The sequence below is a fragment of the Pseudomonas spelaei genome (assembly GCF_009724245.1).
Classification (GTDB): domain Bacteria; phylum Pseudomonadota; class Gammaproteobacteria; order Pseudomonadales; family Pseudomonadaceae; genus Aquipseudomonas; species Aquipseudomonas spelaei.
On the sequence record NZ_WNNK01000005.1, the window covers coordinates 315,347 to 331,854 of the forward strand.

The following is a 16,508-nucleotide window of genomic DNA, read 5'->3' on the forward strand; positions in this document are numbered from 1 at the left end:
AAAAGCGCCTTTACCGGCTATTTACCTTTGGACTTACAACTTTTCACTTTTACAGTTAAAACTTCAGTGTCCTGGCTAAGCCGCTGAACCGTAAATAAAAACGGCCTGGACTAGGCCAGGCCGCAATCATGCATCAAACGTGTTACTGCAAAACGACAGTCGTGCGCAGTAATCGTTACTTCAAAACAGCCAGGGCCGCTTCGTAGTTTGGCTCTTCGGCAATTTCCTTGACCAGTTCGCTATGCAGCACCTTGTCATTTTCGTCCAGCACAACAACGGCACGAGCGGTCAGGCCCTTGAGTGGACCGTCAGCGATGGCCACGCCGTAGTTTTCGATGAACTCGCTGCCACGCAGGGTCGACAGGTTCTTCACGTTTTCCAGGCCTTCGGCACCGCAGAAGCGCGCCTGGGCGAATGGCAGGTCAGCGGAGATGCACAGTACAACCGTGTTGGCCACGTCATTGGCCTGGGTGTTGAACTTGCGCACGGAGGTGGCGCAGGTCGGGGTGTCGACGCTTGGGAAGATGTTCAGCACTTTGCGCTTGCCGGCAAAGCTGGCCAGGGTGACGTCGGACAGATCGCCGGCAACCAGGGAAAAGGCTGGCGCCTTGGAACCGGCTTGTGGCAGTTGGCCGTTGACTTGGACAGGGTTGCCTTTAAGGGTGACTTGAGCCATGGACGGATTCCTCATATGGGTTTTGTTAGAACGAATTCGAGAGGCCGAAGTTAAACACAAAGTAATGCGCGGACCTACGGTCAAACACAAATTGTCATGGTCTATGACGCAAGGCGAGGACCGGGCCGCTGTGGTTTAATTGCGGCGCTTTTTGCCTGCCCCTATCAAGGAACGCTTTCTGATGAATCAGCCCGCCACCAAAGTCCTGGTTATTGGTTATGTCTGGCCAGAACCCCGCTCCTCGGCAGCGGGTGGCCATATGATGCAGATCCTGCAGAGCTTCCTGGACCAAGGCTGGGACATCACCTTCAGCAGCCCGGCGACCCTTGGTGAGCACAAGGCCGACTTACCGTCGCTGGGCATTCACGAATGCGCCATCGAGCTTAATAACAGCAGCTTTGACGATTTTATCCGCACACTGGCCCCGGACATCGTGTTGTTCGACCGTTTCATGATGGAAGAGCAGTTCGGCTGGCGGGTGGAAAAACACTGCCCTGACGCGTTAAGGGTGCTGGAAACCTCGGACCTGCAAAGCCTGCGGGATGCCCGTCAGCAGCGCCTCAAGGAGTACCTTAAACGCAAGCCCGAAGCGGATGATTTTGGCGCTGTGTTTTGTGACGCTTTGGACGAAGAGTTTCAGTTGATGGCGGACAGTGATTTGGCCAAACGCGAGATCGCGGCCATTTATCGCTGTGACATCAGCCTGATGATCTCCGAGGTGGAAATCCAGTTGCTCACCGAACACTTCAAGGTGCCTGCCGCCCTCCTCCACGGGTGCCCGCTGATGGTTGAAGCCCCGACCGCTGCCTTCGCGCCGTTTGAGGATCGAGCGCACTTCCTGAGTATCGGCAACTTTCGCCACGCCCCCAACTGGGATGCCGTGCTGTGGATGAAGAACAGCGTCTGGCCGTTGATCCGCCAGCAACTGCCGGGTGCGCAGTTACATGTTTATGGGGCCTATACCCCGCCCAAGGCCACGGCGTTGCACAACCCGGCCCAGGGGTTTCATGTGATGAACTGGGCTGAAGATGCGCTGCAGGTGATGACCGCTGCACGTATCTGCCTGGCGCCGTTGCGCTTTGGGGCTGGAATCAAGGGCAAGCTGGTGGACGCGATGCTCTGTGGCACGCCCAGTGTCACGACACCGATCGGCGCCGAAGGCATGGGCGATGACCAGCCATGGCCGGGCGTGATCGAACGGAGTGCCAGTGCCTTGGCGGCCGCGGCAGTGGCCTTGTATCAGGATCCGGAAGGCTGGGCCCGGGCCCAGGAAAACGGCCGCCGCCTGTTGGCTCGCCGCTACGCCCAGGAAATCCATGGCCCGGCGCTGGTCGAGCGCCTGGAGCAATGCCGCAGCCAGTTGGCCGAACACCGACGCAATAACTTCACCGGCAGCATGCTGCGCCATCACCTGCACAAAAGCACCCAGTACATGGCGCAGTGGATCGAGGCGAAGAACCGCAGCGTTTAAGTTTAAACAGCCGACGCTGGCGAGGTGGCAGGCAAAGGGGGCATTATTCTTTTTGCAACCACCATAAAGCGACTGCAGCATGACCCGAGCAGCGAGAATCACCGATCCTTCCTACGAGTTGATGGACGATCACAACGGTTTGTCCATCATCTATCGCCAACATGGCTTCCCATGCCCGTTGGTGCGCTGGCATTTCCATAAGGAATACGAGCTGCATTTGATCGTTGCCAGCTCGGGCAAGGTATTTATCGGCGACTACATCGGCAACTTCTATCCGGAGAGCTTGTTTCTCACCGGCCCCAACCTTCCCCACAACTGGATCAGCCAGGTGGCGGAAGATGAAGTGGTGCCCAAGCGCGACATGTTAGTGAACTTCACCGATGAGTTGCTGGAAGGCGGCAGTCATATTTTTACCGAACTCAAGACCTTGGCCCCGCTGCTGGATCGGGCCCAGTACGGTATTGAGTTTCGTTGTAAACGCACCATCGCCCAGGCCATGACCTTGATGCAACAGATTGAGGACGCCAGGGGCATGGCGCGCCTCGGGCACTTCTTTATCCTGATGGAAGTGCTCAGCGCCTGTGAGGATTATCAGTTGCTGTCCGGCGTAACCACGCCGCAACTGGCCGACGAACACAGCATCGACCGCACTAACCGGGCGGTGGACTATATCTTTGCTCACTACGCACGAGAATTGCCCCTGGAGGAAGTGGCTGAGTATCTGGGGATGAAGCCCACCTACTTCTCCCGGGTGTTCAAGCAGGCAACCGGGCGCACCTTTGTTGAGTTCGTCAATCGGCTGCGGATCAGCAAATCCTGCGAGCTGCTGGCCGATGGCGATAAAGCGGTGACCGATGTGTGTTTTGAATCGGGGTTCAACAATATCTCCAATTTCAATCGGCGCTTTCAGCAGCTCAAGGGCATGACGCCTTCGCATTATCGGCGGTTGGCGGTACAGCGATTGACGGAGCAGAATCTCGCGTAGGCGTTGGCAGTGCAAAAAAGTATCAGTCCCAGTGCTCCCAAGGATTTGTCACCACGCCATTTGAAGGCTGTAATCAACGCACACTCTTCCAGTTGCCCTAGGAAGACACAACAACAATAACTGTCCTTCTGTAGCCCTTGGGCGCAGAAACGGAGTGCGCGATGAAGTTCACAGCTAAAGCACTGCTTGCCTCTACTTGCTTCACAGCATGCATGACCCTCAGCGCCGTCAGCCTTGGCGCGCAAACCCTGACCATTGCCACCGTGAACAACAGCGACATGATCCGCATGCAAAAGCTCTCGAAAACCTTCGAGGCCGAGCACCCGGAGATCAAGTTGAACTGGGTGGTACTCGAAGAAAACGTCCTGCGCCAACGCCTGACCACCGACATCGCCACCCAAGGCGGACAGTTCGATGTATTGACCATTGGCATGTACGAAGCTGCACTCTGGGGCGCCAAGGGCTGGCTGGAACCGATGAAGGATCTGCCTGCGTCCTACGACCTGGACGATGTGTTCCCTTCCGTGCGTGACGGCCTTTCGGTCAAGGGCTCGCTCTACGCCCTGCCGTTTTACGCCGAAAGCTCCATCACCTATTACCGCACCGACCTGTTCAAGGACGCGGGGCTGAGCATGCCTGAACATCCGACCTGGACGCAGATCGGCGAATTCGCCGAAAAGCTTACCAACAAGGACAAGGAACAATACGGCCTGTGTCTGCGAGGCAAAGCCGGTTGGGGTGAAAACATGGCGCTGATCACGACCCTGGCCAACGGCTACGGTGCGCGCTGGTTCGATGAGAAGTGGCAGCCGGAATTCAACGGCCCTGAGTGGAAAGACGCGCTGAACTTCTACGTCGACAACATGAAAAAATCCGGCCCGCCGGGTACTTCCAGCAACGGCTTCAACGAAAACCTGGCGCTGTTCAACAGCGGCAAGTGTGCTATCTGGGTGGATGCCAGCGTTGCCGGCTCGTTTGTCACCGACAAGACCCAGAGCAAGGTTTCCGAGCATGTCGGCTTCACCTTCGCCCCGCATCAGGTCACGGATAAAGGCACCTCGTGGCTGTACTCCTGGTCCCTGGCGATCCCAACCAGCTCCAAGGCCAAGGACGCCGCCAAGGTGTTCAGCGCCTGGGCTACCTCCAAGGAATACAGCGCCCTGGTCGCCAAGACCGATGGCGTCGCCAACGTGCCGCCTGGCACACGCAAGTCGACCTACAGCGATGAATACATGAAGGCTGCGCCGTTCGCCAAGGTGACGCTGGAATCGCTGAAAGTCGCAGACCCGACCAAGCCTACCCTCAAGCCCGTGCCGTATATCGGTATCCAGTTGGTGACCATTCCTGAATTCCAGGCGATTGGTACGCAAGTGGGCAAGTTCTTCTCGGGTGCGCTGACCGGCCAGCAAACGGTGGACCAGGCCCTGGCCGCCGCGCAGACCACCACCGAGCGCGAAATGAAACGGGCGGGTTATCCCAAGTAAAACGGGCTCATCCCACTGAGTGTGGGGCCCCGCTTTATGTGGGAGCCGGGCTTGCCCGCGATGCAGACAACTCGGTCTGTCAGTGACACCGAGGCGATTGCATCGCAGGCAAGCCAGCTCCCACATTTGACCGCGCTCCGGCCCTCGTTCTGCCTGTCACCAACTGGTTCTGATCACCATGAATACTTCCACTGCCCACGTGCAAACTGCTCAACCGGAAAAGGCGCGTAAAAGCCGCCTGATCAACCCCGGCTGGTTCCTCGTCAGCCCCTCAGTGGCCTTGTTGCTGCTGTGGATGATCGTGCCACTGGGCATGACCCTGTATTTTTCATTGATCCGCTACAACCTGCTTTACCCCGGCGAAAACCAATTCGTGGGGCTGGAAAACTTCACCTACTTCATTACCGATTCAGGCTTCCTGCCCGGTGCCACCAATACCCTGTTGCTGGTGGGCAGCGTATTGCTGATCAGCGTGGTGTTTGGCGTACTGATCAGTGCCCTGCTGGAAGCCAGCGAGTTTTTCGGTCGAGGCCTGGTGCGGGTGTTGCTGATTTCGCCGTTCTTCATCATGCCCACCGTCGGTGCGCTGATCTGGAAGAACCTGATTTTCCATCCGGTGTCGGGGATTCTCGCAGCCGTATGGAAGTTATTTGGCGCCCAGCCGGTGGACTGGCTGGCCCACTATCCGCTGCTGTCGATCATCATCATCGTGTCGTGGCAATGGCTGCCCTTCGCGATCCTGATCCTGATGACCGCCATGCAGTCCCTGGACCAGGAACAGAAAGAAGCCGCACGCCTGGACGGTGCCGGCGCCATCGCGATCTTCTGGCACCTGACCCTGCCCCACCTGGCGCGCCCCATTGCGGTGGTGGTGATGATTGAAACCATCTTCCTGCTGTCGGTGTTCGCGGAGATTTTCACCACCACCAACGGCGGTCCGGGTTACGCCTCGACCAACCTCGCCTACCTGATCTACAACCAGGCGCTGGTGCAGTTCGATGTGGGCATGGCGTCGGCCGGCGGCTTGATCGCCGTGGTCATTGCCAATATCGCGGCGATCATCCTGGTGCGGATGATCGGCAAAAACCTGACTGACAAGCCTTGAGGGCCGCGCCATGACGCTTCAACAATCCCGCCGCCTGCAAAGCGTGCTGCTCGGCACCCTGGCCTGGGCTATCGCGATCCTGATCTTCTTCCCGATCTTCTGGATGGTGTTGACCAGCTTCAAGACCGAAATCGACGCGTTCGCCACGCCGCCACAGTTCATCTTCACCCCGACCCTTGAGAACTACCTGCACATCAACGAGCGCAGCAACTACTTCAGCTACGCCTGGAACTCGGTGCTGATTTCCTTCAGTGCCACGGCTTTGTGCCTGCTGATTTCGGTACCGGCGGCCTACTCCATGGCCTTCTACGAGACCAAACGCACCAAAGGCACGCTGTTGTGGATGCTGTCGACCAAGATGCTGCCGCCAGTCGGTGTGCTGATGCCGATCTACCTGCTGGCCAAGAGCTTTGGCCTGCTGGACACGCGCATCGCGCTGATCATCATCTACACCCTGATCAACCTGCCGATCGTGGTCTGGATGGTTTACACCTACTTCAAGGACATCCCCAAGGACATCCTCGAAGCCGCCCGCCTGGACGGCGCCACCCTGTGGCAGGAAATGGTCCGGGTGCTGCTGCCGATTGCCAAGGGCGGCCTGGCTTCCACGGTGCTGCTGTCATTGATCCTGTGCTGGAACGAGGCGTTCTGGTCGCTGAACCTGACCTCCTCCAACGCCGCGCCGTTGACCGCGTTGATCGCGTCCTACTCCAGCCCCGAAGGCTTGTTCTGGGCCAAATTGTCCGCCGTGTCGACCCTGGCCTGTGCGCCGATCCTGATCTTTGGCTGGATCAGCCAGAAGCAGTTGGTTCGCGGTTTGTCCTTCGGCGCCGTGAAGTAACGGCCTCTATTTAACTCTTTGAAAGCGGAGGCCCATCATGGCCAATCTGAAAATCAAGAATCTGCAAAAAGGCTTCGAAGGCTTTTCCATCATCAAGGGCATCGACCTGGAAGTGAACGATAAGGAATTCGTGGTCTTCGTCGGCCCCTCGGGCTGCGGTAAATCCACCCTGCTGCGGCTGATCGCCGGCCTGGAAGAAGTCACCGACGGCACCATCGAACTGGATGGCCGCGACATCACCGAAGTGACTCCGGCCAAGCGTGACCTGGCGATGGTGTTCCAGACCTACGCCCTGTACCCGCACATGACCGTGCGCAAAAACATGTCGTTTGCCCTGGACCTGGCAGGTATCGACAAAAAAATCGTCGAAAGCAAAGTCAGCGAAGCGGCACGCATCCTGGAGCTGGGCCCGTTGCTGGAGCGCAAGCCCAAGCAACTGTCGGGCGGCCAGCGTCAGCGAGTGGCCATCGGTCGTGCCATCGTGCGCAACCCGAAGATCTTCCTGTTCGATGAACCGCTGTCCAACCTCGACGCCGCCCTGCGGGTGCAGATGCGCCTGGAACTGTCGCGCCTGCATAAAGAACTGCAAGCGACCATGATCTACGTGACCCACGATCAGGTTGAAGCCATGACCCTGGCCGACAAGGTCGTGGTACTTAACAGTGGCCGCATCGAACAGGTCGGCTCGCCGCTGGAGCTGTATCACCAGCCAGCGAATCTGTTTGTCGCAGGCTTCCTCGGCACACCGAAAATGGGTTTCCTTAAAGGCAAGGTCACCCGTCTTGAGGCCCAGGGTTGCGAAGTGCAACTGGACGCCGGCACCCGTATCAGCCTGCCCTTGAGCAACGCGACCTTGAGCGTTGGCAGCGAAGTGACCCTGGGCATTCGCCCGGAACACCTGGAAATCGCCTCCCCCGGCGACACCAGCCTGACCGTCACCGCCGACGTCGGCGAACGCCTGGGCAGCGACACCTTCTGCCACGTCATCACCTCGAACGGCGAGCCGTTGACCCTGCGTATCCGTGGCGACATGGCCAGCCAGTACGGTGAGACGTTGCACCTGCACCTGGACCCGACCCAGTGCCACCTGTTCGATGCCGACGGCGTGGCCGTAGCCCGTCCACTGCGCGCTGCCGCCTGATTTCGCGAGAACCTTTTAATGAAACTGAACAAGCAAACCCTCACGCAACTGGCGCCTGAAGTGCAACTGCCGGCCTACGCCATTGCCGATACCCGCCAGGGCATTGCCCATATCGGCGTCGGTGGTTTCCACCGGGCCCATCAGGCGTATTACACCGATGCGCTGATGAACCTGGGCGAAGGCCTCGACTGGAGCATCTGCGGTGTCGGTCTGCGGGCGGAAGACCGCAAGGCCCGGGACGACCTGGCCGGCCAGGATTATCTCTACACCCTGTATGAACTGGGCGATACCCGCGACACTGAAGTCCGGGTGATTGGCGCCATCAGTGACATGCTGCTGGCCGAAGACGGCGCCCAGGTGCTGATCGACAAGCTGGCCAGCCCGCAGATCCGCATTGTCTCGCTGACCATTACCGAGGGCGGCTACTGCATCGATGACAGCAACGGCGAGTTCATGGCCCACCTGCCGCAGATCCAGCATGACCTGGCGCACCCCAACGCACCGAAAACCGTGTTCGGTTTTATCTGTGCGGCGCTGACCCAGCGTCGGGCTGCGGGCATTCCAGCCTTCACGGTGATGTCCTGCGATAACCTGCCCCACAACGGCGCTGTTACCCGCAAGGCCCTGCTGGCCTTCGCCGCACTGAACAACACCGATCTGCATGATTGGATCAAGGCCAATGTCACCTTCCCCAACGCGATGGTCGACCGCATCACACCGATGACCAGCACCGCCCATCGCCTGCAATTGCACGATGACCATGGGATCGATGATGCCTGGCCGGTGGTGTGCGAGCCTTTTGTGCAGTGGGTGCTGGAAGACAAGTTCGTCAATGGCCGGCCGGCCTGGGAAAAGGTCGGTGTGCAATTCACCGACGACGTGACCCCTTACGAAGAGATGAAGATCGGGTTGCTCAATGGCAGTCACCTGGCCTTGACCTACCTGGGGTTTCTCAAGGGGTATCGCTTTGTCCACGAGACCATGAACGACCCGCTGTTCGTGGCCTATATGCGGGCTTACATGGACCTCGACGTGACCCCGAATCTGGCACCGGTACCGGGTATAGACCTGACTGAGTACAAACAGACGCTGGTGGATCGCTTCTCCAACCAGGCGATTGCCGACCAGTTGGAACGGGTGTGTTCCGATGGCTCGTCGAAGTTTCCCAAATTCACCGTGCCGACCATCAACCGGTTGATCGCCGATGGGCGCGAGACCGAGCGTGCAGCGCTGGTAGTGGCGGCTTGGGCACTGTATTTGAAAGGGGTGGATGAGAGTGGTGTGATCTATCGGATTCCGGATCCCCGCGCCGATTTCTGCCAGGGACTGGTGACTGACGAAGTGGTACTCAGTCGACGGTTGCTGGGGGTGGAAGAGATTTTTGGTACGGCCATTCCCAACTCCCCGGCGTTTGTGGCAGCGTTTGAGCGGTGCTATGAGAGCTTGCGCGATGTGGGTGTGAGCCAGACACTGGAGCGGTTGTTGGCCAATCTCCACTGACGGAACCGGCCCTTCTACTGTGGGAGCTGGCTTGCCTGCGATATCGGTGTATCAGTCACCTATTTGCTGACTGAATGGCCGCTATCGCAGGCAAGCCAGCTCCCACATTGACCGCATTCCATATCTATAAATGCGCTGAGCAACCCACCATGACCCAGCAAAACCTTTACCTCGGCATCGACTGCGGCACCCAAGGCACCAAGGCTATCGTCCTCGACGCAACCACCGGCAAGGTCCTGGGCCTCGGCGCCGCCGGCCACACACTGATCAGCGGCGCCAACGGCCGCCGTGAACAGGACACCCAAGAGTGGCTGGACGCCTTTACCGAGGCCACCCACCGCGCCTTGCAACAGGCCGGGGTCGACGGCCAGGATATCCTCGCCATTGGCGTGTCCGGCCAGCAACACGGCTTGGTGCTGCTGGATGACCAAGGCAAGGTCCTGCGCCCGGCCAAACTCTGGTGCGACACTGAAACCACGCCAGAAAACGATCGCCTGTTACAGCATCTGGGCGGCGAAAGCGGCTCCCTGGAACGCCTCGGCGTGGCCATTGCACCCGGCTACACTGTGTCAAAATTGCTCTGGACCCGCGAACAGCACCCGGATGTTTTCGCTCGCATCGCCCATATCCTGCTGCCCCATGATTACCTCAACTACTGGCTCACCGGCCGAGCCTGCGCGGAATACGGTGACGCGTCAGGCACCGGCTATTTCAACGTACGAACCCGTGAGTGGGACCTGCCGCTGCTGCGTCATATCGACCCGGATGGACGCCTGGAAGCGGCGTTGCCGACGTTGATCGAGGCTAACGAAAGCGTGGGCACCCTCCTGCCGGCCATCGCCGAGCGCCTGGGGATCAACCCTGACGCCCAAGTCTCCAGCGGCGGTGGCGACAACATGATGGGCGCTATCGGTACCGGCAATATCGCCCCGGGGGTGATCACCATGAGTTTGGGCTCATCCGGCACCGTCTATGCCTTCAATGATCAGCCCAACGTCAGCCCCCAGGCTGAGGTGGCAACGTTTTGCTCGTCCAGCGGCGGTTGGCTGCCGCTGATCTGCACCATGAACCTGACCAACGCCAGCGGAGTTATCCGCGAGCTGTTCGAACTCGACCTGGCCCGTTTCAATGCCCTGGTCGCCCAAGCGCCCATCGGGGCTGACGGCGTGAGCATGCTGCCGTTTCTCAATGGCGAACGGGTGCCTGCCCTGCCCCACGCCACCGGCAGCCTGTTGGGGTTGACCATGACCAACCTGACACGCGCCAATCTCTGTCGGGCAGTGGTCGAGGGCACCACCTTCGGCTTGCGGTATGGCCTGGACCTGCTGCGCGAGACCGGTCTGCAAAGTCAGAGCATCCGCCTGATCGGCGGCGGCTCGAAAAGCCCCGTCTGGCGACAGATGGTCGCCGACATCATGAACACCGAGGTCATCTGTACCGAACAAAGCGAAGCCGCAGCCTTGGGCGCGGCGATCCAGGCAGCGTGGAGCCAGTCTGGTGAAAGCCTGGCAGCGCTATGCCTGCGCTGTGTCAGCGTCGACCCGACCAGCCGCACCCTGCCGGACGCAACCAGCGTCAACGCCTACCAGCTGGCCTATGAACGCTATCAAGAGCACGTGGCATCCCTTTAAGAGCGAACGAATATGTATTTGGTATGTGGCGAAGCACTGTTTGATTTTTTCAGCGAGGACGATGCCAGCGGTCAGGCATCGAAGGTCAACTACAAGGCCATTGCCGGTGGCTCACCGTTCAACGTGGCGGTGGGCCTGCGCCGCCTGGGTATCGATGCCGGACTGTTTGCCGGGTTGTCCGATGACTACCTGGGACGACGCTTGCGGCAGGTACTCAAGGACGAAGGTGTACGTGAGGACTACCTGCTGGAGTTCAGCGCCCCCACCACCCTGGCGATGGTCGCGGTGGGCGCCAATGGTTCACCGCAGTACAGCTTTCGCGGTGAAGGGTGCGCGGATCGGCAATTGCAACTGAAGCATTTGCCGCCCCTTGGCGCCGACATTCGCGGCCTGCATATCGGCTCGTTCTCCCTGGTGGTGCAACCGATTGCCGACACTTTGCTGGCTCTGATCCGACGGGAAAGTGGCAAACGCCTGATCAGCCTTGATCCCAACGTACGCCTGAACCCTGAGCCGAATATTGAAGTGTGGCGCCAGCGCGTGGCCGAGCTGGTCAAACATGCCGACCTGATCAAGGTCAGTGATGAGGACCTGCACCTGCTGTATCCCGACCAGTCGCCCGAAAGCGTCCTGCAAGGCTGGTTGCAGCACCGTTGCCAATTGGTGTTCCTGACGCGCGGAGGTACCGGCGCTACAGTATTCAGCCGTCAATACGGCAATTGGTCGGCGCCGGCGGTCAAGGTAGTGATGGCCGATACGGTAGGCGCCGGCGACACATTCCAGGCTGCATTGATTGCCTGGTTGACCGAGCAGCAATTGGACTCGGTCGACGGGTTGCAAAACCTCTCCCGGGAGCAGATAGACAGCCTGCTCAACTTCGCCATCCGTGCCGCGGCGCTGACGTGTGGCAAGACTGGGCCAGACTTGCCGTATCGACATCAATTGGGCTGAACCCTGCCTATTTCTCCTTGAGCGCCCCGGCCAGACAGGCCCCCAGTGCGCCACCCAATAGCGGAGCCAACCAGAACAGCCAGAGCTGTGACAGGTAGGCGGTGCCGGCGAATAACGCCGGCCCCGTGCTGCGGGCCGGATTGATTGACGTGTTGGTGATAGGCGTCGCCACCAGATGGATCAGCATCAGCGTCAGGCCCATGGCAATGGGCGCAAACCCGACCGGTGCGCCCGGTGCTGTGACCCGCATGTAGATGAAGACATAAAAAAGCGTCGCCACGACTTCGACCACCAGTGCCGCCAACAGGCTGTAGCGGTCCAGGCTCAACGGGCCATAACCGTTCGCCGCGAACACGCCCATTTCAAATCCCGGTCGACCACTGGCAATCAGCGCCAGAACAGCCGCCGCCACTACAGCACCAGCCACTTGAGCAATGATGTAGGGCAGCACATCAATCCCTGCAACCCTTCGTTCGAGCCATAGGCCAATGGTCACCGCCGGATTGAAATGCGCCCCGGAAATGCCGCCCACTGCGTAGGACATCGTCAACACCGCCAGGCCAAACGCCAGGGCTACGCTGAAATAACCAATTCCTGACGCAGGCAACACCGCCACCAAAATAGCGCTGCCACACCCGCCGAAAGTCAGCCAGAAGGTTCCGAGAAACTCTGCTGCGATTTTTTGTTGCACAGTCAACCCCACGCATTGCCCATGCCCTCTCGCTGAAGGGCCCGGCAGGGACGTTAACAACGTAAATGCCCTCTACGTATCAGACCTTTCCGATATGCACGATGGTTTTCCAAACCAGCAGTGCGGGCCCTTGCGATGGGTGCGGTATTGACCGGAGATGAAGGTTTTGTCAGCAAAGCCCGACTTAATCTATGGTTAATCCCCCACGCAGAAAGTGAAATCAACCGCACTCGCGCAGCTCCTGTGCCTTGGGCGGTCGCTCCTCCATCACGTTGATGGATGGCCGAACACTCGCGGAGAAACACCATGAAACTGCGTACGTTAATGCTCGGTGGTGCACTTGCCCTGACTGCTGTAACGGGGATGGCGCAGGCGGATACCACGCCGGTAGTGCCTTATCACTACGGCATGCCGTTGAATATCGCCAAGGTGATTTCAATGAACGAAACCCCGACCAATGAATGCAAGGTGATCAAGGCGGACATGAAGTTCCTGGACAAGGCCGGGAAAGTCGAAGACGTCAGTTATCACAAACTGTCAGAAGCCTGCGATTTTCAGAATTGAGGGTCTGTGAAACAACAGTGGGCCTGGAATTTACCAGGCCCTGAGTTCATCGTTGACGCAACCTCAGCCGTCCCTTTAGCTAGTGCCAGGGACGCTCCCCTACTCGTTTAAGCGCCGGTGCATGTTGATGCTTGAGGTCCTCACGCAACCCGGTAATCAGGTTGCAAAGGGCCCGGCTGCTATCGAGTTTGTCGATGCAAATGCCTTTCACCTCCAGGTCGACGCGATCACGGTCCTTTTCGTCATAGACCTTGACCGTCAACGACGCGTCCTCAGCCTTGATGCACTCACAACGCTTAGGCAGGAAACTTCCTTCAATAATGCTGCGTAACTCTAGATCCGAAAGCATGGCCAACCTCTCCTTTTTTGAGACTGCCAATGGGTTTTTATAACGTTTGATAGTGACCTGAGGCGGTTTGCCTACCCTGGAAAGCGCCTTCATTCATGAAGCCTACTCGGCTACGTCTAAACCCGTTGGACCCTTTTCTCATAAGCGACAACGATACTTATATAAGTTCTAATACCCCTGCTGTTGTCATGTACTAATGTTCTATCCGTAAATTCTTACAAGGATGCATCATGATTTCCTCCCTTCGTTTCTCTATCGCAGGCCTTGCATTGACCGGCCTGTGCGCCCAGGCCAACGCGGCCAAACTTGAAGATGTCGCGCCCTACCCCAAGGCAGACGCGGGGTTCGTCCGCCAGGTCATCCATCTGCCGGCGCAAACCAACGAAGCGGACTTCAAGGTCGAAATCCTCGCAGGCAAGACCCTGGATGTGGACTGCAACCTGCAGCGTCTGGGTGGCATGCTGGAGGAAAAAAACCTCGAAGGCTGGGGCTATTCCTTTTACCGACTGGAGAAGGTCAGCGGCCCCATGAGCACGATGATGGGCTGCCCTGACAGCAAGACCCAAAAAGCCTTCGTGCCGGTGGTCGGTGATGGCTTTGTGCTGAACTACAACAGCAAGTTGCCCATCGTTGTATATGTACCAAAAGATGTCGAAGTTCGTTATCGGGTCTGGTCAGCCTCGGCCACGGTCAATAACGCCGTCGCCGAATAAGTGGACTTGAACGATTAATCCGCTATCACGACACTACTTGCGCCGCCACCCGTTCGGCGACGTGACGCAAACTGTCAAAGTTGATATTGGCCCCGGAATTAATCGCCACCAGTGTCTGGCCCTGGAGACCGGTTTGCGCCACATAGTTGCGGATTCCCGCCACGGCCAAGGCACCGGAAGGCTCGGTGATGGAACGGGTGTCGTCGTAGATCAGTTTGATGGCGCTGCACAGTTGATCGTTGCTGACGGTGATCACCTCATCGACGTACTGCCGGCAGATTTCAAAACCGTAGGCACCAACCTGTGCGACAGCCGTGCCATCGGCAAACGGGTCGACGCTCGGTAATACCACGCGCTCACCCGCTTGCAATGCGGCCAACAGGCAACTGGAACCCTCAGGCTCGACACCGATGATGCGCACTTGCGGCCGCAGGTATTTGACGTAGGCGGCGATACCGGCGATCAGGCCCCCACCGCCCACCGGCACGAAGATCGCGTCCAACGGCCCTTGCTGCTGGCGCAACACCTCCATGGCCACGGTGCCTTGCCCTGCGATCACGTCCGGGTCATCGAATGGAGAGACAAAGGTGCAACCCGACGCCTCGGCCAATTGCAATGCGTGGGCCAAGGCAAAGGGAAAGCTGACACCGTGCAGGACCGCCTCGGCTCCCCGCGAGCGCACCCCCACCACTTTCAGCTCCGGGGTACTACAGGGCATGACGATGGTGGCCTTGATTCCCAACTGTCGCGCCGCCAGTGCCACGCCTTGTGCATGATTGCCCGCCGAGGCGGTCACTACACCTCGCGCCTTTTGCGCCTCCGTGAGCTGTACCAGTTTGTTGTAGGCCCCGCGAATCTTGAAGGAAAACGTTGGCTGCAAGTCTTCGCGCTTGAGCAGGACTTGGTTGCCGAGCAATGCCGAGAGCGCCGGTGCCACCTGCAACGGAGTCCGCACCGCCAGGTCGTAGACCGGCGCGGCCAGGATCTTTTTCACGTAGTGCTCAAGCAGTCCCAGGTCAGAGGTCTGGGTCAGGGTGTGCGGCTGGCAAGTGCTCATCGATGTCTCCTGGCTTTGCAGGGCCCTGGAGACGGAAAAACAAAACCCGCCTCTAGGGCGGGTTTGGGTACAGCCGTGCGCTATCCCGCCAAATGAGGAATGGCGGTAATAATGATGCTTGGCTGGGAACGGAAGGCTTGAAATGTCATGAATCAAAACTAACCGGGAGGACTGTGGCAAGTCAATGGCCAAGCGTTGTTGGCCCAAAGACTTTACGAGAGACATACGAAACGTATACGCTTCGTATATAAAACGACACAGTGAAGCTTATGGGCATCGTCAAGATCACCGACCAACTGCATGAACAAGTCCGCCTGGCCAGCGCCACCATGGACCGCTCCATCAACGCCCAGGCCGAGTTCTGGATCAAGATCGGCCTGTTGGCTGAGCTCAATCCCCACCTGGCCTACAACGACCTGATCAACAAGCTGTTGCTGGACAAGCCCGACCTGATTCGGGGGCGCAGTTGATGATCAAGAGTGCCGAACAGCTCGCCGTGATGCGTGAGTCGGGTCGCCTGCTGGCGAAGGTGTTCACCATGCTCGACGGTTTTGTCAGCGCCGGCCAGTCCACACTGGAACTGGACAGCGCCGTGGAAGCCTTCATCCGTGGCGAGCTGCAAGCCCGCCCGGCTAGCCTGGGGCAGTACGACTACCCTTTCTGCATCAACACCTCCATCAACGAAGTGGTGTGCCATGGCATGCCGGATGCCAAGGCGGTGCTCAAGGACGGCGATATCGTCAATATCGACATCACCCTTGAGAAAGGCGGCTTTATCGCCGACTCCAGCAAGATGTACATGATCGGCACCGTCACGCCCAAGGCCAGGCGCCTGGTAGAGATGACGTTCGAGGCAATGTGGGCCGGGATCCACCAGGTCCGACCAGGCGCGCGCCTGGGGGATATCGGTCATGCCATCCAGACCCATGCTCAGAACAACGGCTACAGCGTGGTCCGCGAATACTGCGGGCACGGCATCGGCAAGGAGATGCACGAGGAGCCGCAAATCCTGCACTTCGGCCGCCCGGGCACTGGCCTGACACTGCGTGAAGGCATGGTGTTTACCATCGAACCGATGTTGAACCAGGGCAGCGCCAAGGTTCGCAGCTTGAACGATGGCTGGACGGTGGTGACGCGGGACAACAGTTTGTCGGCGCAATGGGAGCATACGGTGGCAGTGACGGCTGATGGTTTTGAAGTGCTGACCCTACAACCCAGCGCCTAGGCAATACACATCAAATGTGGGAGCGGGCTTGCCCGCGATTGCGGTGTGTCAGTCAATACATCTTTAACTGAACCACCGCAATCGCGGGCAAGCCCGCTCCCACATTGATGTGTATCCAGTTTGA

17 protein-coding genes are annotated in these 16,508 nt (G+C 58.8%); 13 read left to right on the top strand and 4 right to left on the bottom strand.

The window, feature by feature from the left end; translation table 11 throughout:
- Window positions 1-175 precede the first annotated feature (175 nt).
- Window positions 176-676, bottom strand: a complete 501-nt coding sequence (gene tpx / locus GNF76_RS08580) for a thiol peroxidase (protein ID WP_155582741.1) — start codon at window positions 674-676, stop codon at window positions 176-178.
- Between the two features lie 181 nt (window positions 677-857).
- Here tpx and GNF76_RS08585 point away from each other — a divergent pair, with 181 nt between their 5' ends.
- The 9 genes from GNF76_RS08585 to GNF76_RS08625 all read left to right on the top strand — a co-directional run bounded on the left by GNF76_RS08585 (window position 858) and on the right by GNF76_RS08625 (window position 11,785).
- Entirely contained in the window at window positions 858-2,147 is a 1,290-nt protein-coding gene (locus GNF76_RS08585; RefSeq protein ID WP_155582742.1) for a glycosyltransferase, read from the top strand.
- A 79-nt stretch (window positions 2,148-2,226) separates the two neighbouring features.
- Window positions 2,227-3,132 carry an AraC family transcriptional regulator gene (locus GNF76_RS08590; RefSeq protein WP_155582743.1) on the top strand — a complete coding sequence of 302 codons (906 nt, stop codon included), beginning with the start codon at window positions 2,227-2,229 and terminating at the stop codon, window positions 3,130-3,132.
- 161 nt (window positions 3,133-3,293) lie between these two features.
- Window positions 3,294-4,616, top strand: coding sequence for an ABC transporter substrate-binding protein (locus GNF76_RS08595; RefSeq protein WP_155582744.1), 1,323 nt, complete (start codon window positions 3,294-3,296; stop codon window positions 4,614-4,616).
- A 178-nt stretch (window positions 4,617-4,794) separates the two neighbouring features.
- On the top strand, window positions 4,795-5,721 hold the full coding sequence (locus GNF76_RS08600) for a carbohydrate ABC transporter permease (protein ID WP_155582745.1): 927 nt from the start codon (window positions 4,795-4,797) through the stop codon (window positions 5,719-5,721).
- A 10-nt stretch (window positions 5,722-5,731) separates the two neighbouring features.
- Window positions 5,732-6,562 carry a carbohydrate ABC transporter permease gene (locus GNF76_RS08605; protein ID WP_003215312.1) on the top strand — a complete coding sequence of 277 codons (831 nt, stop codon included), beginning with the start codon at window positions 5,732-5,734 and terminating at the stop codon, window positions 6,560-6,562.
- 37 nt (window positions 6,563-6,599) lie between these two features.
- On the top strand, window positions 6,600-7,703 hold the full coding sequence (locus tag GNF76_RS08610; RefSeq protein WP_155582746.1) for an ABC transporter ATP-binding protein: 1,104 nt from the start codon (window positions 6,600-6,602) through the stop codon (window positions 7,701-7,703).
- A gap of 18 nt (window positions 7,704-7,721) precedes the next feature.
- Complete coding sequence (locus GNF76_RS08615) at window positions 7,722-9,203, top strand: mannitol dehydrogenase family protein (RefSeq protein ID WP_155582747.1); 1,482 nt, start codon at window positions 7,722-7,724, stop codon at window positions 9,201-9,203.
- Window positions 9,204-9,352: 149 nt separating this feature from the next.
- A complete protein-coding gene (gene xylB / locus GNF76_RS08620; protein ID WP_155582748.1) occupies window positions 9,353-10,834 on the top strand; it encodes a xylulokinase in 1,482 nt (493 codons plus the stop codon).
- A gap of 12 nt (window positions 10,835-10,846) precedes the next feature.
- Window positions 10,847-11,785 (top strand): carbohydrate kinase family protein, encoded by a 939-nt coding sequence (locus GNF76_RS08625; RefSeq protein ID WP_155582749.1) that lies wholly within the window; start codon window positions 10,847-10,849, stop codon window positions 11,783-11,785.
- 7 nt (window positions 11,786-11,792) lie between these two features.
- Here the strand turns inward: GNF76_RS08625 and aqpZ are convergent, their stop codons facing one another.
- A complete protein-coding gene (gene aqpZ, locus GNF76_RS08630; protein WP_178123235.1) occupies window positions 11,793-12,476 on the bottom strand; it encodes an aquaporin Z in 684 nt (227 codons plus the stop codon).
- A gap of 306 nt (window positions 12,477-12,782) precedes the next feature.
- On the opposite strand from aqpZ, the gene GNF76_RS08635 reads away from it, so the two are divergent.
- Complete coding sequence (locus GNF76_RS08635) at window positions 12,783-13,040, top strand: DUF2790 domain-containing protein (RefSeq protein WP_155582751.1); 258 nt, start codon at window positions 12,783-12,785, stop codon at window positions 13,038-13,040.
- Window positions 13,041-13,119: 79 nt separating this feature from the next.
- On the opposite strand, the gene GNF76_RS08640 is transcribed toward GNF76_RS08635, so the two are convergent.
- A complete protein-coding gene (locus GNF76_RS08640) occupies window positions 13,120-13,389 on the bottom strand; it encodes a DUF1652 domain-containing protein (RefSeq protein ID WP_155582752.1) in 270 nt (89 codons plus the stop codon).
- Window positions 13,390-13,619: 230 nt separating this feature from the next.
- On the opposite strand from GNF76_RS08640, the gene eco reads away from it, so the two are divergent.
- Window positions 13,620-14,102 carry a serine protease inhibitor ecotin gene (gene eco, locus GNF76_RS08645; protein WP_155582753.1) on the top strand — a complete coding sequence of 161 codons (483 nt, stop codon included), beginning with the start codon at window positions 13,620-13,622 and terminating at the stop codon, window positions 14,100-14,102.
- A gap of 25 nt (window positions 14,103-14,127) precedes the next feature.
- Here the strand turns inward: eco and ilvA are convergent, their stop codons facing one another.
- The gene (gene ilvA / locus GNF76_RS08650; RefSeq protein WP_155582754.1) at window positions 14,128-15,159 is read right to left on the bottom strand and encodes a threonine ammonia-lyase, biosynthetic; all 1,032 of its coding nucleotides are present in this window, start codon (window positions 15,157-15,159) and stop codon (window positions 14,128-14,130) included.
- A 269-nt stretch (window positions 15,160-15,428) separates the two neighbouring features.
- Here ilvA and GNF76_RS08655 point away from each other — a divergent pair, with 269 nt between their 5' ends.
- Window positions 15,429-15,629 (top strand): ParD-like family protein, encoded by a 201-nt coding sequence (locus GNF76_RS08655; RefSeq protein WP_155582755.1) that lies wholly within the window; start codon window positions 15,429-15,431, stop codon window positions 15,627-15,629.
- Window positions 15,629-16,384, top strand: coding sequence for a type I methionyl aminopeptidase (map, locus tag GNF76_RS08660; RefSeq protein ID WP_155582756.1), 756 nt, complete (start codon window positions 15,629-15,631; stop codon window positions 16,382-16,384). Before GNF76_RS08655 ends, map begins: the two co-directional genes overlap by 1 nt.
- Window positions 16,385-16,508: the final 124 nt, after the last annotated feature.